The organism is Clostridium sp. CCUG 7971 (genome assembly GCF_017590215.1).
GTDB lineage: Bacteria > Bacillota > Clostridia > Peptostreptococcales > Peptostreptococcaceae > Faecalimicrobium.
Genome location: NZ_JAFFPK010000010.1, coordinates 30,205 through 49,481 on the forward strand (window position 1 = coordinate 30,205; position 19,277 = coordinate 49,481).

Below are 19,277 nucleotides of genomic sequence, written 5' to 3' on the forward strand. Positions count from 1 at the left end.
CCCTTATATAATTTCTTTTTCTTTTAAGTCCACTTCTTGTTTTAATTCTATTTTTTCTCCATCTACATCTACTGATAATTTTAAATATTTATCTTTATCTATTGAAAAATTTATATCCATTGGTGTTCCTGGCTTTTTAGGAGTTTTAAAATAAGCCTTATATTTTCTTTGTATCCTCATTTTAGAGTCATATTGGTCTATTCCTGCATAAAGATTTATTTCTACCCCTGATGGACTCGTAGTTTTTAATGCCCCTTCTAATTTACCTTCGTATGGTACTTCTTGGTTTGAGTTAATTATAACTACTGGTAGACCTTGCTTCACATCTATCATTATTGCCTCTGCTAGTACCCTTGTTAACTCGAATTTTTTATCTTTCTTTATATCCGTAATTTTATCTGCCGATTTATTTATAGAATTAGGCCTGTTTATTATGGTTTCATAATAATCATATATAGCTGCTCCTTTTGCTACTGATATTAACGGATCTGCAGAGTTTATAACTTGTTCATCTTCAAGATTTAATATTTTTTTAATTTTATCTCTTACTAATTGATACTTTGTCATTCCTCCAGTTAAAAATAAATAATCTATACTACCTTTACTTATATCATAGTCTCTCAATGTATTTAATATAGGGTCAACTATATTCTTTTGAGCTTCTTCATCAAGTCTTTTATTAGTTGGCGTAGATTTTGTAAAGAAATCTTTTATTGCATCATCATACTCATCTTTATTTATACAAAACTGAACATGATCATTATTATAAAAATCCATTATATAATGGTCAAAGCTTTCTCCAAAATAACAGTTCATCTCTATATCCGACGATATTCTTTCCTTTGCCTTTTCTGCAAATATTCTTAAATGCCTTACCATATTTTCTCTATCTTCTTTATTTATATCACTATATTTTAAATTATATCTTTCTAAGAATTCATTTAACTTAACTAATGCAACTTTATTGTCAAAATCGATGCCTCCTAGCTCATCATATCTACCTATTGCAACTTCAGTAAATTCAACTTTTCTTCCATTTTGTATTACATCTACAACAGCTACGTCGCATGTACCTCCCCCTAAATCAAATACTAATATTCTCGTACTTTTACTTAAATCAACTTGTCTTTGACTCTCTATTAAATTTGTTTGTTCATTTATAAAATCGATAAGAGCTGATGTAGGCTCTGGTATAAGGTTTACATTTTTGAATCCGATTTCTAGTGCTGCATCTTTTGTATCCTTAATTTGATCTGTATTAAAAGATGCAGGTACTGTTATTGTTACACTATCGACATCGTTACCTTGATTATATCTTTTCATAGAGTCTCTACATGCTTTAAGGATTTGCTTTGCTACATCCTTAGCACTATATTCATAGTTTCCTAATAACCATTTTTTATTAGTTCCTATATATCTCTTTGTATTATATAAAACTTTTTTAGATGCTTTCGATTTTATTTCTTTAGCAATTTTCCCAACATACTCTTTTCCATTTTCATCAACATATAATACTGAAGGTAATATAAATTCCATTGTAGGAGATTTATTTTCGTCAACTTGCATAACTTGTATAATCTGAGATTGTATCAATCCATTAAATAATAAATTTCCCTTTGAAACTACAGTATTAGTTGTTCCTAAATCAATACCAAAGTAAATATCATTTCCTGATTCTCTATTCATAATTTACTCCCCCTTAATGTTTACATATGGCTTTAATATCTCTTTATTATTGTAAAACCATGCTGGATACAATACTTTACCTTCACATGAGTTAATGTCTGATATATCTTTATTTAGCCTATAGTTATAAAAAGAATACTCTTCTACTTTTACATTATCACCGACTCTTATGGTTTCTCTTGGAAAAATCCCCATTTCTCTTAGCACATTAAACAAATTTGTTGCAACAAACATTAGATTAGTCTCTTCTTTTCCTTTTGAATAACAATAAAGTCTATCTAATAAATTACCATTTGTTGAATCATTCATATTTTGTACCAAATCAATTAAAGCTTTTGAATATTGCTCTTTAGCGTACCCAATTAGCTCTATATTTTCTAACTGTAGTTTATTTAATTCATTCTTAAGGCTTACTTCTTTGTCAATGTATTCATTTATAATTAAATTATTTAATTCTATATCTTTTTTTAATTTTTCTATCTGCCATTTTAATTCATCAATTTGTTCTATTTTTTCGTCCTTTTTGAGGATTACGTTTTCCCCAAAGTCATTATTTTTATGTATTATATAATTTAGTTTTAACTTTATATTATTTCTATTCTCTATGGCTTTTACAGTTTCATCAAAAGCTAATTTTATTTCTTTTCGCTTATTAATTAAAGACTTTTTGCATATGAAAAATAGTTTTTTATCTTTAAATAAATGATCAAAATCTGATATAACTATATCTTTTTCATTTAAGTTAATTTTATTTTTATTAAGTTCGCTATGTATAAATGCTTTTAATTTTTCTTTTGATGGCTCATCGTTATTTACTACGATCATCATAAGATATAATTCTACAAATATAGATAATATAAATTTTTCACTTTTTATACCTTCAAATCCTTCATCTTTAACAATTTTATATGGTAATTTATGAGATTTTACATATTTAGCTATTATAGAAAAGCTTTTTTCTATATCTAGATTCCACTTATTCATATATTCATAAAACCTTAACCTCATTACATCATAATATTCTCCTGAGTTTTTATCAAATGCAATTAAGTTCAAAAATAAAGTTAATTCATTTATAAATTCATTTCTATTATTTTTTATACCTAATTCATTAACTACATCCTTTATTCCTATTTTTAAATTCCCCAATTTTACCTCCCACAACCTGCACTTTATTTTACTTAATTAAGTTTACCAACTAATAAACTTCGATATTTTTCCTTAAATACCTTCTTTTTTTCCTATAATAACTTTTTTATAGTAATAATAAAAGGAGTAGATTAACGTCTACTCCTTAATTATATTCAAGTGTTAATTTATTTTTTACTAATTATTTGTATTATCCAAATATTTTAGTAGTTAAAGAACATCCTGTACAAGTAGCAGCAACTCCACCTAATGCAGTTTCTCTTAACTCCATAGGAAGTTCTTTACCTACTTTGTACATTGCAGCAACTGTTTCATCAAATGGTATTATGTTTAATATTCCAGCTAGGCATAACTCTGCTGATATTAAAGCATTTGCTACACCTATTGCATTTCTTCCTTGACAAGGTGCTTCAACTAAACCTGCTATTGGGTCACATACAAGTCCCATAACATTTTGTAAACAATGAGATGCAGCATGTATAGCTTGCTCAGGTGAACCACCCATCATCTCTACTACACCAGCTGATGCCATTGCAGCAGCAGCTCCAGTTTCAGCTTGACATCCACCTTCTGCACCAGATACTGTAGCATTTCTAGTTATTATAACACCTATTGCAGATGCAGTGAATAACGCATCTATCATTTCTTCATCATTAAATCCGTATTCTTTACCTATAGTAACAACAGCTCCTGGAAGTATACCGCAAGACCCTGCTGTTGGTGCAGCAACTATTAATCCCATAGAAGCATTAACTTCCATAGTACCCATAGCAGCAGCCATAGCTTTATTCATTAATTCTCCACATACAGTTCTAGATGAACCTCTGTATTTAGTTAACTTTTTAGCTTCTCCACCTATAAGTCCACCCATAGACTTTATATCTTCCTCTATGGCTTTCTCTATAGCTGCTTTCATTATATTTAAACTAACTCTCATTTTTTCTCTTACTTCTTCAGTAGATAATCCTGCAAGTTCAGCTTCTCTCTCTAAACATATTTGGTGTATTGGCATTTTAAGCTCATTACATTTTTCTAATAATTCTGCTCCGCTTGTGAAGTTATATTTCATTTTTTTATCTCTCCTTACTCATTAGAATTTGTCTAAAACTACAACCTTAGCTACTACTTCAAATTTCTTTAATTGATCTATTAAATCTTTTTCTAATTGATCATCTGTCTCTAGTGTTAAGAATGTATATTCAGATTTAGCTGGTTTGTTTGTTGACATTGTTGCTATATTTTTATTGTTATGAGCAAGTAATCCTGTTACAAATGATATTGCACCAGGGATATCTTTTATTTCTAAAACTACAGCTGCTCTTGCTCCATTAAAGTCTAATGCTAATCCGTCCATTTCTGTAAGCTTTATGTTTCCTCCACCTATAGATGCACCTTTTACAGTTGATATTGTATCATCTTCTAATAACATTTCCATTTTAACAGTATTAGGATGTACATCATCACCTAAGTTAGCTTTTATAAACTCAAACTTAACTCCAGCTTGCTCAGCTAATTCAAAAGAGTTTTTTATTCTAGCATCATCTGGTTGAAATCCTAAGATTCCTCCAACTAATGCTTTATCTGTACCATGACCTTTATAAGTTTCAGCAAAAGATCCATGAAGATAGAATTTAACTTCTTTTATAGATTTTCCTGCTATTTTCGAAGCAGTTTTTCCAAGTCTTGCAGCTCCCGCAGTATGGGAACTTGATGGTCCTATCATATTAGGCCCTACGATATCAAATACACTATAATCTTTAGCCATTATATTACCTCTTTCTTTTGTCTTAAAAATGTCTTATTAATTTCAATATACCTTTTAGATTTAATCATTAGATAATTTTCTGATGTCTTATTGATATCTATATACCCAAAATTTAAATATAAAATAATTTATATTTCACTTTGCATAAATAGTATCTATCTAAAGATGTCATATAATTCATTGATTATTTTAGATAAATTGTAAACTATATATATATAAATAAGATTTTGTAAATACTTATTAAATCTTACTAATTAACTATTTAGATATATTTATAAATTTATTAATAAAATGATTGCATATACACTATTATGCACTGAAAATAATTATAAAATGACCAGTTTGTACTGGTCATTTTATAATTATTAAAAAGAATTATATTACAGCAATTACTTCTATTTCAACTTTAACGTCTTTTGGAAGTCTTGCAACTTCTACACAAGCTCTAGCTGGCTTGTTATCACCGAAGTATTCAGCATAAACTTCGTTTATTTGTGCGAATTCATTCATATCTTTTATGAATACTGTAGATTTTACTACATGTGAAAAATCTAATCCTGCTTCAGCTAATATAGCTTGAACATTCTTTAAAGATTGAGCTGCTTGAGCTTTAACATCTCCTTCAACTATTTCCATAGTTTCTGGTACAAATGGAACTTGTCCAGATACAAATAACATATTTCCAGCTTTAACAGCTTGAGAATATGGTCCTATAGCTTTAGGTGCATTATCTGTATGTATTACTTGATGTTTCATATTGTAGTCCTCCTAGTAAATATATATTTTAATATAAAGTACACGTTTTCATATACTATTATACTATTATATATGCATTAATGTATATATATTTTTTAAAATGTGGCATAAAAAGTATAATTATTTTTTATACCACATTTTATTTTCATTTTTTTAACATATTTTAATATTTTTTATTGTTTTTTGTATATTTATCTGTGTATTTGTACAAATATTACATTTCTATTATTTCAAATCCACCTTTAGTTATAGCTTCTTTTAGTTTAGATATATGTTCATTATTAAATGTTTCTAATGTTAATTCAGCTGTTTGTTCCCCTAAATTACCACCAACTGTTAATCTTGATAAATTTGCACTTAATATATTTCCATCATTTTCACTTATTATCTTAGTTAATTCAGCAAGTCCACCTGGCTTGTCTTGAATTACTGTGTTAAATGAATATCTTCTACCTTCTTTAGTTAAAGCAGCCCCTATTACTCTGTATAATGTGTTAACATCCACATTACCTCCAGATATTATACAAACTACATTTTCCCCTTCTTGTGGTACATATTTTTTATTTAATAAGGCCGCTGTAGTTACTGCTCCTGAACCTTCAGCTACAACTTTTTGATTTTCCATTAAGAATAACATACCTTGAGCTATTTCATTTTCTTCTACTACAACTACTTCATCAACTAATTCTTTTATTATTTCAAAGGTAAGATCCCCTGGTGTTTTAACAGCTATACCGTCTGCTATTGTAGTATCATTAAATGCTGTAGTTACTTTACCTTGTTTCATCGATTCATGCATTGAAGGTATATTTGCAGTTTGAACTCCTATTATTTTTACGTTAGGATTTAAAGCTTTAGCAGCAACAGCAACCCCTGCTATTATACCTCCTCCACCAATTGGACAAAGTATTGTGTCAACGTTTTCATTTAATTGTTCGAATATTTCAAGAGCCATAGTCCCTTGTCCTGCGATAACATGCTTATCATTGAATGGATGTAAGAATGTAGCTCCGGTTTCTTTTTGTATTTCAACCGCTTTTGCATAAGCATCATCATATACTAAGCCGTTTAATACTACTTCTGCTCCATATCCTTTAGTCGCTGTAACTTTTGCAAGTGGTGCAGTTGCTGGCATTACTATTGTTGCTTTTATTCCACTCATTTTAGCACCTAATGCAACACCTTGTGCATGGTTTCCTGCACTTGATGCTATAACACCGTTTGCCTTTTCTTGTTCTGTTAAATTTGCGATTTTATTACAAGCACCCCTTACCTTGAAAGAACCTGTTTTTTGAAGATTTTCACATTTATAGAAAACATTTGCCCCAGTCATCTGACTAAGCTTTACACTTTCTAATACATCTGTTTTTTTAACGATATCTTTAATTGTCTCTCTAGCTTCATTTATATCTTGTAAAGTAACTTTTGCCATAATTTTTTACTCTCCCTGTAAAACAAATTTTGTATTTTGTATTTCTCTTAACACCTATATTCTATAATCTTTTTTTACAAAAATCAACATGAAAACGCTATTTTTTAATTTTTAGATAAGTCTAAAAATATAAAAAAATTAAATAATTGAATATTAAAAATTAAATTATGTTTTATATTTTAATTTTATTTTTTAAGCATTATCATTCTAAACCATTGAAAAATCAAGTTTTTAAAAACTTCACCTAATTTTATTAATATTGTATTAATTATATATTTTTTTAATCAATTGTCTTTTTTAAAATATTAATTTCAATTTTAGTTTTAACTTTTTTTAATTCTTTTATAATATTTATTTTAAAAATTTATTTTTTGACATTAATTAATATAAAAAAGGAGTAGTTATTTAAACTACTCCTAAGAAAATTATTTAACTACTATATTAACTAGCTTTTTAGGTACTGCGACTACTTTAATTACAGTTTTGCCTTCAACTAGCACTTTTATCTTTTCATCTTCCATCGCTACTTTTTCCATATCTTCTCTAGATATATTAGAAGCAACACTTAATTTTCCTCTTACTTTACCATTTACCTGAACTACTATTTCAACTTCATCTTTAACTAATGCAGTTTCATCGTATTTAGGCCAGCTTATATCAAATATACTTCCTTCTTTGCCTATCATAGTCCATAATTCTTCACCCATATGCGGTGCAAATGGTGCAAGTATAGTTACAATTGTTTCTATACCTTCTTTTATAACTGCATCATTTCTATTATCTAATTCTTTGTATTTATACATTTCATTTATTAATTCCATTAATGCAGATATTGCAGTATTAAATCCAAACTTTTCATTTAAATCTTCAGTTACTTTCTTTAAAGTAGTGTTTATAGTATATCTCATAGCCTTATCTTCTTTGTTTAATTCTCCTAAAGATATATCTAACTTAGTAATGTCTTTTAATTCATCCACTAATCTATAAACTCTATTTAAGAATCTGAAACATCCTTCAACACCTTGATCTGACCATTCTAAGTCTCTTTCTGGAGGAGCTGCAAATAATACGAATAATCTAGCAGTATCAACTCCATACTCTTCTATTATTTCTGAAGGTGCTACAACATTACCTTTAGATTTACTCATCTTAGTTCCATCTTTTAAAACCATACCTTGAGTTAATAAGTTCTTGAAAGGTTCTTTAAAATCTAACATTCCCATTGAATTAAATGCTTTTACAAAGAATCTTGAATAAAGAAGATGAAGTATTGCATGTTCTACCCCACCTATATATTGATCTACTGGCATCCAGTTATTAACAGCTTCTTTGCTAAATGGTTCTTCAGTATTTTTAGGATCTATATATCTTAAGAAATACCAAGAAGAGTCAACGAAAGTATCCATTGTATCTGCTTCTCTTCTAGCTGACTTTCCACAATGAGGACAAGTAGCATTCATAAATGTTTTTGAAGTTGTAAGTGGAGATTCACCTTTACCTGTAAACTCAACATCTGTTGGTAATAATACTGGTAAATTTTCTTGTTTTTCAGGAACTATACCACATTCATCACAATATACTACAGGTATTGGGCATCCCCAGTATCTTTGTCTAGAAAGTAACCAGTCTCTTAGTCTATAGTTAACTGTTTTCTTTCCTCTTCCCATTTCTTCTATTTTTTCTATTATAGCATCAAAAGCTTTTGATGCATCCATTCCATCAAACTCACCAGAGTTTATCATCACGTTGTCTTCATTTATAACTTCAACAGCTTCTAAGTTATACTTAGCTGCAAACTCGCCATCTCTTTCATCATGCGCAGGAACTGCCATAACTGCACCTGTTCCATAATCAGCAAGTACATAATTAGCTATCCATAATTGAACTTTCTTTCCATTTACAGGATTTATTACATATTTTCCTATGAACATTCCTTCTTTTTCTACATCACTTGAAGTTCTTTCTATCTCAGTCATAGTATGCATTTTTTGAACGAAAGCTTCTACATCTGCTTCATATTCAGTTTTAGCAACTAATTCTTTCACTAACGCATGTTCTGGAGCTAAAACCATGTAAGAAACTCCATAAACTGTATCTGGTCTAGTAGTAAATACTGTTATCTTCCTATCGCTTCCATCTATATCAAAAGTTATTTCTGCTCCAGTACTCTTTCCTATCCAGTTCTTTTGCATTGTTTTAACTTTTTCTGGCCAACCATCTAAAGTATCTATATCTTGAAGTAATTCTTCTGCAAAGTGAGTTGTTTTAAAATACCATTGTTCTAAGTCTTTTTTTACAACAACAGAGTCACATCTTTCACATGCACCTTGTACAACTTGCTCATTAGCAAGAACTGTTTCACAAGATGGACACCAGTTAACAAAAGATTTCTTTTTATATGCTAGTCCATGCTCTAGCATCTTTAAGAATATTTGTTGAGTAAATTTGTAATACTCTGGTGTAGATGTTGCTATTTCTCTATCCCAGTCAAAGCTAAGGCCTAATGTCTTTAGTTGACTGCTCATCTCCGCTATGTTTTGCATAGTCCATTTATCTGGATGTACTCCATGCTTTATAGCTGCATTTTCTGCTGGAAGTCCAAATGAATCCCATCCCATTGGATGTAGAACATTATATCCTTGCATTTTCTTAAATCTTGCTACAACATCACCTATAGAGTAGTTTCTAACGTGTCCCATATGTAAGTTACCTGATGGATACGGGAACATTTCTAATGCATAATATTTTGGTTTTATTGTATCATTTGTATCAGTTTTGTATTGGTTGTTTTCTTCCCAAGTTTGTTGCCATTTAGCTTCAATTTCATTTGGTTTATAAACGTTCATTTAATTTCCTCCTATATTTTTATATTAAAAAATCCCCATCACTAAACTTACGTTTAGGGACGAGGATTATATTCGCGGTACCACCCTAATTAGCCTAAAAATTAGACTCTCTTAGATAGTTTTTATGCCAACTACGGCTAAATAGATTATATCTAGCAAGTTCAAAGGTATATTTTACTAGTTCACACCACCACTAGCTCTCTGAAAAAACATATTCTTTTACTACTCTAGTCTATTTAATTAATTTTAAGTTATAATATTTTATGTTATCACTTTTATGCTAAAGTGTCAACGTCAACAAATGGTGCATCTTTCCATAACTTCTCTAAGTTATAAAATGCTCTACTTTCTTCATTGAATACATGAACCATAACATCACCATAATCAAGAAGTACCCAAGTTTGAGATTCATATCCTTCTTTCCCTCTTGGTTCTATTTCAAGCTTAGTTAATTCGTCTTCTACATTATCAGCTATAGCTTTTACTTGTCTTTGAGAACCAGCTGTTGCTATAACAAAGTAATCACATAAACTTGATACTGCACCTATATTTATTATAGATATATCTTGACCTAATTTGTCATCTATTGCATCGTATATAACTTTTGTCATTTGTTCTACAGTCATATAATCTCCTACCTTTCCTAATTTTAAACACATTTAACTATTATACCATAAATAATAATCTCTATATATGAAATTTTTATTTTTGATAAATATTTTATATTAAGTTACTAAATCATTACAAATTTTCTTTTATAAGATAATTTCTAGCGTCTATAGTTCTTGGATGTATCATTTGGTTATTGTCTATAACAAACTTAATTGTATTATTAAAGGAAACTATTAAAGCCTCGTTAAGTTTTCCTGAATAAGTTAATTCTCTTAACTTGTCAACTCCTGGGAAATCTCTTCCTTCTTCTATTAAATCTGCAATATAAATTATTTTCTCTAACATATCCATATTCTCTTTACCTGTAGTATGATACTTTATTGCATTAATTATATCATCATTTTCTATATTTAATTCATATTTAGCTATATATGATCCTATAACACTATGAGATAGCGCTAAATTATCTTTTTCTAAAGAATCTAAATTAATATTATATTTATTTACATAGTATTTAACTTCTTCTTTATTTAAATATTTTGCACAATCATGTGCAATTCCAGCTAAATACGCTTTTTCTTTATCATAATTATATATTTCACTTAACTTAGCTGCACATGTTGCTACATTTAAAGAATGGTTAAATCTCTTTTCTGGTAGCATTTCTTTTAATTTACTATTAATATTTTCTAAAATCATTTATTCCTCTCCATGCTTATATAATTCATTGTCATATATATATTTTTCTACGTATTCAGGAACTAAGTATCTTATTGATTTATTTTCCTTTAATTGATCTCTTATATATGTGGAAGATATATCTAAAGAAGGAACATAAACACTTATTATATTAGCATTATATTTTTTTTCTAGACATTCTATCTTTTCCTGAGATCTTAATACACTTATACCTGGCCTAGTTGCAGCAATAAATGTGGCTAATTTAAAGTTTTCAGTTACATCTTTCCAACTTTCAATATCACAAATAGCATCTGCTCCTGTTATAAAATAAATATCTATGTTACTATGCTTTTTCTTAAGTTCTCTTAAAGTATCTACGGTATAAGTTCTTTCTTCTCTTTCTATTTCTATATCTGAAACGATAAAGTTATCATTATTATTAGTTGCTAAAAGTACCATATTATATCTATCATACTTATTTGTAATATCTAATTTTTTATGTGGAGGATTACCTGATGGTATAAAAAGTATTTTATCTATTTTATACTTGTCTCTAATAAATTCAGCCGTCGCTAAATGGGCATAATGAATTGGATCAAATGTTCCTCCCATTATTCCTATTTTCATTTTCTTATTCTTACTTTTAAATTTCTCTAGTTTACTATTATTTATTAGCTTTGCTTTGTTAACTAGATTATCAATACTCATACTTGCTCTCCTTTATAGAAATTATATTACTATTGTATCATTATTTTAAATTTATTAAAGGTTATAAATTGTTTTTTAGTATATACTTATATCTATAAATAATACAAAGGAGATTTTAAATGGCTATAATTACTAAAATAGAATCACAAAAAAAAATACTGATAGAGTTAATATATATGTAAACAATGAATTTTTCATGGCTATATTTACAGAGTTAGTTTACAGTTTTAATTTAAAAAAGGGAATGGAGATAGAAGAAGAAGTATTAAAACCTTTAATTAAAGATGAGATGTATATAAAAGCTAAAAATAAGTCTTTAAATATTTTATCTAAGGCTGATCAATCTGAAAAGAAAATAAGAGAAAAACTATCTAATGAATTTGAAGAAGATACAATCGATAAAGTTATTGATTTTTTAAAGAAGAATAATTTTATAAATGATGATATCTTAGCTCAAAAAATTGTTAATACTAATATTAACTTAAATAGATGTGGACGAAATAAAATTAAACAAAATCTATACAATAAAGGTATTGATAAACAGTCTATTAATGAAGCTATTAATGATATTGATGAAAATGCTGAATTTGAAAATGCTATATATTTAGCTCAAAAACGATATAATCGCATAAAAAATGAAGATAAAAGAAAAATATATCAAAAAATCTCTCAACATTTAGCTTATAAAGGCTTTAATTATGATATTATAAAAAGAGTTTTAAGCAAGCTTTTAAATACTGATGAATATGATTTTTAAATTCTTTATATACAAAGAAATGGACATAAAAGAAGCGAATTTTTTTACTAATTAGGAGGTAATACTTTTGAAATCATTAATAATAGGTGGCTTAAGTCTTGCACTTGGCATCTATAACGTTATACAACTATATAAAAAAGATAGCATTAGATAATTCTACTTACAACAAAACCCTCTTTAATTAATATATATTAATTAAAGGGGGTTTTAACTATGAACCAAAATAGAAAGAAAAGAGCCTCAGGATATTCTTTTGCCACAATGTTAATATTGGTTGGCGTTCTTGGATTAATTATTTTGTCAGAAGTTTCAAAATCTGAGATTACTGGATTAGTATTTTTCTTTATATGTTTAATACCTGCTATTGGAATTTATGTATATTTAGGATTCACTTCTGAAGAAAATCCTTATACCAAAATCTATAAGCCTTCTAAATCTAAAAAAAGCGAAATAATAGCTTCTACAATTTGGTTATTATCTATATCTTCGTTTTTTTTAATAGGTTTTATATTTGATGGATGGGATTATGCATGGGTAGTTTTTTTAATTGGAGCTGCAGCTCAAAATCTCACAGAGTTATTTAATTCAAATGATAAAGATGATCTAAATTAATATAAATCCCCTTATAAATAGACACTAAAGTGTACTATTATAAGGGGATTTATATTAACTATTTTGTAAATTTTATATTTTTTCTTATCTTTCTTAGAATAAATTTAATTAATTCATTTATTAACAGTACTGCAGATGAAGATAGTATTATTTTAATCCACATACTAGTATCTAACGAAACTGCATTGAAAAGTCCTGGGCATAATTGAATAACTAAAATTTGTAAAACTCCAGTTATAATTATTACTTGTATAGCTAATTTATTTTTGAAAAAATTAGTTGCTGCACTATTTAACCCAAACTCTCTACAGTTAAATGCATTAAATAATGCATTAAATGCAAATAATGAAAATATCACAGTCCCTTGTTCTTCTGCTGTAGCTCCTAAGAAATTATTTAGGTACTGAGAATATACAGCTATAATTATTAAAGATGCATTAATAATTATATTAACTACCATAGATCTAGTTATTATATTAGCTTTTCTATTTATTGGTTTTCTATTTAATACATAGTCTCTAACAGGTTCTAAGCCTAAAGCTAATGCTGGAGGTCCATCCATTATTATATTTACCCATAATAATTGTATTGTAGTAAATGGCATTTCTTTTCCCATTATTTGAGATAAAATTGCTATTAAAAAAGCAACGATATTAACTGTTAACTGAAACTGTATAAATCTTTGGAAGTTTTCATAAATACCTCTTCCCCACTTAATTCCATCAATAATAGTGGTAAAACTATCATCTGTTAATATTATATCTGCTGCATTTTTAGATACCTCTGTTCCTGATATTCCCATAGCTATACCTACGTCAGCTTTAGAAAGTGCCGGTGCATCATTTATTCCATCACCTGTGACTGCAACTACTTCATTATTATTTTGAAGTGCTGATACAATTCTCATTTTTGTATCTGGTTTACTTCTGGCAACTATTGATATATTTTTTATTTCTGATCTTAACTCTTTATCTGTAAGTGAATCTATATATGTTGCTTCAACTGCTTTTTTTCCATTTTCTAATAATCCTATTTCTTTACCTATTGCTTTTGCTGTGTTTATGTTATCACCCGTAAGCATTTTAACTTCTACACCTGCATCATTAGCTGTATTTATAGAATCCTTAACACCATCCCTTAATGGATCTACTATTCCTACAAATCCACTAAATACTAAGTCAGAAGAATTTTCATATTGTTCAACTTCTTCTGTAATAGCTAATTCATCTTCATAAGTTGCAGCTACTTGTGAATATGATTTATTTATTTTTTTATATGCGAATCCTAATGTTCTCATAGATTTTGATTGTAGTTTTTCTATTTCTCTCAATATGCGACTTCTTATATCATTTGTAATTTTTATTACATCTTTCCCCTTTTGAATATAAGAACAGTTTTTTAAAATAATTTCAGGAGCACCTTTACATAAATATATTTCTGATTTGTCTTTTTGAATAAGTGAAGACATTCTTTTTTTATCTGAGCTAAATGGTAATTGAGATATTAAGTTTGTACATTTTCGTACGTCTCTATAATCCTTTTTGTTATATAAAAGTAATGCACATTCTGTTGCGCTCCCTATATATTTATAAATTTTACCATCTTTTTCTATATCAGCAGTAGAATTAACCGTGCAATTTTCGTTAAAATAGCTATAGCTATTGTAGTCACTATTTAAGTTGTCTACATAATTACCATCTATATAAGCCACTTCTACCATCATTTTATTTTGAGTTAATGTTCCTGTTTTATCTGAGCAAATTACTGATACTGCACCTATTGTCTCACAAGCTTCTTTTTTAGTTACTAAAGCATTTATCTTAGCCATCTTTTGCATTGTTATAGCTAAAGTTATATTCACCATTGTAGGTAACCCTTCTGGCACAGTTGCTACAATTAAAGCTATACATACCATATATGCATCTTTTGCTGGTTCTAATGACTGTAAAAATGGTATAAAACCAGATTTATCTAGTATTAATTGCCCCTTTGTATGCAGATTAAACATAATATATATACAAAGTAAAGTTGCTATAGTTCCTGATATAGCTGCTATTTGAGCACCTAATTTACCTAATTTAATTTGAAGGGGAGTTGAAATAGCATCTTGATCTAAATTTTTTGATATTTTTCCCATTTCGCTACTATCACCAATTGATGTAACTACCATAGTTCCCCTACCATATGCAACTAATGTTCCTCCAAATACCATGTTTATCTGTTTAGATAGAATTGCATCTTGCTCCTTAGTATCATTTCTTGAGTATATAACTTCCGTATCAACTGTAACATCTGATCGTTTTACTACATCATCAGATTCACCAGTTAGCATATCCTCTCTAACTTTTAAGTTTATGGATTCAATAATCCTTCCATCAGCGGGTATCATGTCTCCTGTTTCTATATATACTATGTCTCCAGGAACTAAATCATTTTTAGAAAGCTTTGTTACTTTACCATCTCTAAGGGCTTTTACTTCTATATTTTCAGTTAGTTTAGAAAGTGATTGAGCTGCCTTTTTAGATTTTCCCTCTGTTACTATCCCTATAGATATTCCTAATATTATAGCGCCTATTATACCTATTGCATCATGTAATTCACCTACAAATGCGCTTATAATAGCTGCTCCTAATAATATTAATATCATTGGCTCAGTTATACTTTTCCCTAATTCATCAAAAAATGAACTTTCGTCTTTAACTGTAAATTCATTTTTCCCATATTTTTCATTCCTTAACTTTACCTCATTACTATTTAAGCCTTTTAAGGCGTCTACTTTAAGGTGTTTTAAAACTTCTTCCTTCGGTTTGTTGTAATATTTCATAGTTTTATCCCCCTAGTTAAACTTAATTTATACTTGTCCTATGAAATATTATATAAAGGGTAGTTAGAAAATATTACTAAATTTTTTTAAACATTATATAAAAAATACTACTATAGTTTATTATTTATATCTAAAGATAAACTATAGTAGTGTTTAAACTATCTTATATATTTTTTTATAACTTTAGCTATAGGCAATCCTATTATAAGTCCTATAACTACCTGGGTTATATTTCCTGGTATTGATGTTAAGGGAACAGTTAAATTTCCATATAATATTACTTCCGTTATATAATAACCAACTAACATCCATATACCAGATATTATTATAGCAAAAATATTAGTAACTGTATTATTTCCACATTTCCCACTTGACCATGATATACTACCTATTATATATCCCATAATTCCTCTTACTATAAATGTAAATGGAGCCCACATAGTCCATCCCGAAACCAAATCAAATAATGCCATTCCAAAAGCACCAGATATAGCACCTTTTTTCTTACCAAATACTATCGCTGATATAAACAACATTGTATTTCCTAAATGTATTAATCCACCATTTATAGATATAGGAAGTTTTATATTTATAAATTTAGTTGCTATAAATACCAATACTATAAGTAAAGAAGTTTCAACCAAATCTCTAGTTGTAAACTTTTCTTTTCTAATTGTAGTTTCCATAGTCTCCCCCCTAAATTTTCATATCTAATTATAATATTTATTAAATAGCTCAACTAAATTCTTATCACCTTTAAAACCTAAATCCTTTAAACTCTTATCTAATATATTTAATATATATATTATAGTTTCTAACCTAGCATTTTCTCCCATATGACCTATTCTTAATATTTTATCCATATATTCACCTAAAGACGTAGCTACAAGTGTGTTATATTTTTGTATCATATAATCAGATAAATTTAGAGCACCTATACCTTCTGGTATCTTTATTGCTGTAACGGTATTTGAATATCCCTTATCTAAAAATAATTCTAGCCCATATTCCTTTATAGCTTTTCTAGTAGCTAAGGCTATTTTTGCATGTCTATTAAGTATATTTTCTATTCCTTCATCCAATATATTATCTATTGCTTTATCTAGCCCCATTATATCGCTTATAGGCATTGTATATGGAAAACTTTTATTTTCATAGTAATTTTCCCATATACTTAAATTACAATAAAATCCACTTATCTTTATTTTTCTATTTTTAATAGATATCTTTGCATCATCACTAATACTTACTATTGTAAGGCCAGCTGGCGCAGATATTGCCTTTTGAGATCCACCTAAAGCTATATCAATTTGCCATTTATCTACATTTAATCTTTCTCCAACCATAGCTGCAACAGAATCTACAACTGTCAATATATTGTACTCTTTTAAAAGTGGGCAAATTTCACTTATATTATTTAATACACCTGTTGGAGTATCGCAATGAACTATCGTTGCATATTTAAAATTATTGTCTTTTTCTAAAAATGCTTTTAAATCTTCTACATCTAAATCTTTATTATAATCATTTGAGAAATACACTACTTCTCCGCCATACATAGTAATAAAATCCGCAAACCCTCTTCCAAATATTCCATTATCTATTACAAGCACTCTATCACCTTCTTCTGTTAAAGATGCACAAGCTGCCTCAAGACCTAATATTCCTTCTCCACTTAATATGTAAACATCATTTTTAGTATTTATTATTTTTCCAATCTTTTCACATGTATTTTTATAAAAATCAAAGAAATCTTTATCTATATCTGGATTGGTTGTTTTTTGCGCTCTAGCTAACAAAATATTCTCTCTTATAGATGTTGGTCCTGGCGTATAAACAAATTTATTATTCACTTAATCTCCCCCTTTTGCTATTATAAAAATATTATAGCTAAGTTTTATTCAAAGCGATACAATTTATGTTTTTTTAGTAATTGTATGAATACAGTTTAATGTATAAATTCAAACCAACTTTATAATATTAAAATATACTCTTACTATCTTTTAATTTAGACAAATTAAACTTTACAAAGTTATAAATTCTACTATATTAAATATAATTGTCATAAGAAATACAAAAATACTATTTCCTAGGAAATTTTTAATATAAAGTTGTCAAATTTAAAGTTTTAATACTATAACAAAGTATAAAAATAAATGTTAAAATAATTAAATAAATATGTTTTCAAATACAAATACTATACTAAATAATACCTATAAGGAGATAAATATGATTGATTTAGTTTTGCTCGGATGTGGTGGTAATATGCCAATGCCTAATAGATTTTTGTCTTCTCTATTTATAAACTATATGGGAAGAAAAATACTTATCGATTGCGGCGAAGGAACTCAGGTTTCTATGAGAATGAAAAATTGTGGATTTAAAAATATAGATTTAATATGTATCACTCATCTTCACGGAGATCATATAAATGGACTTATTGGACTTTTGTCAACTATAGGAAATAGTTCTAGGACTGAAGATTTAACGATTGTAGGTCCTAAAGGAATAATAGATGTTATGAATGCAATTAAAATTTTAATTGAATATTTACCTTATAAAATAAATATTATTGAAAACCCTAAAGGTTCATTTTCTTTAAGTAATGGACATTTGAAAGACGTTGAAATCTCTACATTGGAATTACAACATTCAACTGAGTGTTTAGGATATAGCTTATATTTTAAAAGAAAAGCTAAGTTTAATATAGAAAAAGCTACTTCTAATAATGTACCTAAGATACTTTGGAATAAACTTCAGTCTGGAGATAATGTTGTTTTAGATAATGTAGAGTATACTCCTAGTATGGTTTTAGGTGATGATAGAAAAGGAATTAAAGTTAGTTTTATAACTGATACAAGACCTATAGATACAATCCCAAATTTTATAAATAATAGCGATTTATTTATATGCGAATCTATGTATGGGGATGACTTAGAGATTTCAAAAGCTGTTAAAAATCAACATATGACCTTTAGAGAAGCTGCTAATTTAGCATCCCTGGGAAAAGTAAAAAAGCTTGTACTGACTCATTTTAGTCCTTCTCTTGAAGATCCTAATTTTTATTTAGATAACGCTACTAAAGTATTTAAAAATACAATTGCAGGTGAAGATAGACTAGAAATAAATTTAAATTTTAAAGAATAAAAAATTCGCTTTGTCTAAGTAACTGTATTGGTGAATTATAATTTCCTTTTATCAAAAAAGCATCTATAAATTTATAGATGCTTTTATTTTAACTATTTAGCTACATTTCCTGCTACGTTTAATACATCCCATGTTCTTGCAAATGGTGGTGCATAACATAAATCTAACATTCCTAATTGATTAGTTGTTAATTTTCCAAATATAGCTGCTGCTATTACATTTGTTCTTTGAACTGAATCTTTAAATCCAGCAACTTGCCCACCTAATATAACTTTAGTTTTTGCATCATATACAAGTTTTAC

General features: G+C 28.1%; 17 protein-coding genes and 1 other annotated feature. Of the genes, 3 read left to right on the forward strand and 14 right to left on the reverse strand.

All coding sequences use genetic code 11. The features are described 5' to 3' along the window. Window positions 1-3: 3 nt before the first annotated feature. The 10 genes from JWF52_RS01775 to nadD all read right to left on the reverse strand — a co-directional run bounded on the left by JWF52_RS01775 (window position 4) and on the right by nadD (window position 11,635). Complete coding sequence (locus JWF52_RS01775) at window positions 4-1,686, reverse strand: Hsp70 family protein (protein ID WP_208331640.1); 1,683 nt, start codon at window positions 1,684-1,686, stop codon at window positions 4-6. A gap of 3 nt (window positions 1,687-1,689) precedes the next feature. Further along, window positions 1,690-2,835, reverse strand: coding sequence for a hypothetical protein (locus JWF52_RS01780; protein WP_208331641.1), 1,146 nt, complete (start codon window positions 2,833-2,835; stop codon window positions 1,690-1,692). Between the two features lie 190 nt (window positions 2,836-3,025). Further along, window positions 3,026-3,904, reverse strand: a complete 879-nt coding sequence (gene sdaAA / locus JWF52_RS01785; protein ID WP_042275679.1) for an L-serine ammonia-lyase, iron-sulfur-dependent, subunit alpha — start codon at window positions 3,902-3,904, stop codon at window positions 3,026-3,028. A 21-nt stretch (window positions 3,905-3,925) separates the two neighbouring features. Then, window positions 3,926-4,600 carry an L-serine ammonia-lyase, iron-sulfur-dependent subunit beta gene (gene sdaAB, locus JWF52_RS01790; protein ID WP_208331642.1) on the reverse strand — a complete coding sequence of 225 codons (675 nt, stop codon included), beginning with the start codon at window positions 4,598-4,600 and terminating at the stop codon, window positions 3,926-3,928. Between the two features lie 375 nt (window positions 4,601-4,975). Continuing rightward, window positions 4,976-5,356 carry a RidA family protein gene (locus JWF52_RS01795; protein ID WP_042275682.1) on the reverse strand — a complete coding sequence of 127 codons (381 nt, stop codon included), beginning with the start codon at window positions 5,354-5,356 and terminating at the stop codon, window positions 4,976-4,978. A 214-nt stretch (window positions 5,357-5,570) separates the two neighbouring features. After that, window positions 5,571-6,788 carry a threonine ammonia-lyase gene (gene ilvA / locus JWF52_RS01800; RefSeq protein ID WP_208331643.1) on the reverse strand — a complete coding sequence of 406 codons (1,218 nt, stop codon included), beginning with the start codon at window positions 6,786-6,788 and terminating at the stop codon, window positions 5,571-5,573. Window positions 6,789-7,213: 425 nt separating this feature from the next. Continuing rightward, the gene (gene leuS / locus JWF52_RS01805; RefSeq protein ID WP_208331644.1) at window positions 7,214-9,634 is read right to left on the reverse strand and encodes a leucine--tRNA ligase; all 2,421 of its coding nucleotides are present in this window, start codon (window positions 9,632-9,634) and stop codon (window positions 7,214-7,216) included. A gap of 52 nt (window positions 9,635-9,686) precedes the next feature. Then, window positions 9,687-9,879 (reverse strand) — a binding site (T-box leader). A gap of 30 nt (window positions 9,880-9,909) precedes the next feature. Continuing rightward, entirely contained in the window at window positions 9,910-10,260 is a 351-nt protein-coding gene (rsfS, locus tag JWF52_RS01810; protein WP_208331645.1) for a ribosome silencing factor, read from the reverse strand. Between the two features lie 115 nt (window positions 10,261-10,375). Beyond that, entirely contained in the window at window positions 10,376-10,945 is a 570-nt protein-coding gene (gene yqeK / locus JWF52_RS01815; RefSeq protein ID WP_208331646.1) for a bis(5'-nucleosyl)-tetraphosphatase (symmetrical) YqeK, read from the reverse strand. Next, a complete protein-coding gene (gene nadD, locus JWF52_RS01820) occupies window positions 10,946-11,635 on the reverse strand; it encodes a nicotinate-nucleotide adenylyltransferase (protein WP_208331647.1) in 690 nt (229 codons plus the stop codon). It abuts the gene before it with no gap. Window positions 11,636-11,777: 142 nt separating this feature from the next. Between nadD and recX the strand changes: the two genes are divergently transcribed. Together recX and JWF52_RS01830 are read left to right on the forward strand one after the other, a co-directional pair. After that, the gene (recX, locus tag JWF52_RS01825) at window positions 11,778-12,392 is read left to right on the forward strand and encodes a recombination regulator RecX (RefSeq protein WP_353654855.1); all 615 of its coding nucleotides are present in this window, start codon (window positions 11,778-11,780) and stop codon (window positions 12,390-12,392) included. A gap of 213 nt (window positions 12,393-12,605) precedes the next feature. Further along, window positions 12,606-13,004 carry a hypothetical protein gene (locus tag JWF52_RS01830; RefSeq protein WP_208331648.1) on the forward strand — a complete coding sequence of 133 codons (399 nt, stop codon included), beginning with the start codon at window positions 12,606-12,608 and terminating at the stop codon, window positions 13,002-13,004. A 58-nt stretch (window positions 13,005-13,062) separates the two neighbouring features. On the opposite strand, the gene JWF52_RS01835 is transcribed toward JWF52_RS01830, so the two are convergent. The 3 genes from JWF52_RS01835 to JWF52_RS01845 all read right to left on the reverse strand — a co-directional run bounded on the left by JWF52_RS01835 (window position 13,063) and on the right by JWF52_RS01845 (window position 17,681). Beyond that, window positions 13,063-15,828 (reverse strand): calcium-translocating P-type ATPase, PMCA-type, encoded by a 2,766-nt coding sequence (locus JWF52_RS01835; protein ID WP_208331649.1) that lies wholly within the window; start codon window positions 15,826-15,828, stop codon window positions 13,063-13,065. Window positions 15,829-15,986: 158 nt separating this feature from the next. After that, window positions 15,987-16,514, reverse strand: coding sequence for an ECF transporter S component (locus tag JWF52_RS01840; RefSeq protein WP_208331650.1), 528 nt, complete (start codon window positions 16,512-16,514; stop codon window positions 15,987-15,989). A gap of 24 nt (window positions 16,515-16,538) precedes the next feature. Beyond that, window positions 16,539-17,681 (reverse strand): pyridoxal-phosphate-dependent aminotransferase family protein, encoded by a 1,143-nt coding sequence (locus JWF52_RS01845; protein WP_208331651.1) that lies wholly within the window; start codon window positions 17,679-17,681, stop codon window positions 16,539-16,541. 376 nt (window positions 17,682-18,057) lie between these two features. Between JWF52_RS01845 and JWF52_RS01850 the strand changes: the two genes are divergently transcribed. Further along, entirely contained in the window at window positions 18,058-18,975 is a 918-nt protein-coding gene (locus JWF52_RS01850) for a ribonuclease Z (protein WP_208331652.1), read from the forward strand. A 92-nt stretch (window positions 18,976-19,067) separates the two neighbouring features. Here the strand turns inward: JWF52_RS01850 and JWF52_RS01855 are convergent. Beyond that, a partial coding sequence (locus JWF52_RS01855; RefSeq protein ID WP_502711242.1) for an oxidoreductase dimerization domain-containing protein occupies window positions 19,068-19,277 on the reverse strand: 210 nt, incomplete at its 5' end.

Excerpts from the sequence above, each read along its gene's own strand:
- JWF52_RS01775 (WP_208331640.1), bottom strand. The coding sequence starts at position 1,686 with ATGAATAGAGAATCAGGAAATGATATTTACTTTGGTATTGATTTAGGA.
- sdaAA (WP_042275679.1), bottom strand. The coding sequence starts at position 3,904 with ATGAAATATAACTTCACAAGCGGAGCAGAATTATTAGAAAAATGTAAT.
- sdaAB (WP_208331642.1), bottom strand. The coding sequence starts at position 4,600 with ATGGCTAAAGATTATAGTGTATTTGATATCGTAGGGCCTAATATGATA.
- JWF52_RS01795 (WP_042275682.1), bottom strand. The coding sequence starts at position 5,356 with ATGAAACATCAAGTAATACATACAGATAATGCACCTAAAGCTATAGGA.
- ilvA (WP_208331643.1), bottom strand. The coding sequence starts at position 6,788 with ATGGCAAAAGTTACTTTACAAGATATAAATGAAGCTAGAGAGACAATT.
- leuS (WP_208331644.1), bottom strand. The coding sequence starts at position 9,634 with ATGAACGTTTATAAACCAAATGAAATTGAAGCTAAATGGCAACAAACT.
- rsfS (WP_208331645.1), bottom strand. The coding sequence starts at position 10,260 with ATGACTGTAGAACAAATGACAAAAGTTATATACGATGCAATAGATGAC.
- yqeK (WP_208331646.1), bottom strand. The coding sequence starts at position 10,945 with ATGATTTTAGAAAATATTAATAGTAAATTAAAAGAAATGCTACCAGAA.
- nadD (WP_208331647.1), bottom strand. The coding sequence starts at position 11,635 with ATGAGTATTGATAATCTAGTTAACAAAGCAAAGCTAATAAATAATAGT.
- JWF52_RS01830 (WP_208331648.1), top strand. The coding sequence starts at position 12,606 with ATGAACCAAAATAGAAAGAAAAGAGCCTCAGGATATTCTTTTGCCACA.
- JWF52_RS01835 (WP_208331649.1), bottom strand. The coding sequence starts at position 15,828 with ATGAAATATTACAACAAACCGAAGGAAGAAGTTTTAAAACACCTTAAA.
- JWF52_RS01840 (WP_208331650.1), bottom strand. The coding sequence starts at position 16,514 with ATGGAAACTACAATTAGAAAAGAAAAGTTTACAACTAGAGATTTGGTT.
- JWF52_RS01850 (WP_208331652.1), top strand. The coding sequence starts at position 18,058 with ATGATTGATTTAGTTTTGCTCGGATGTGGTGGTAATATGCCAATGCCT.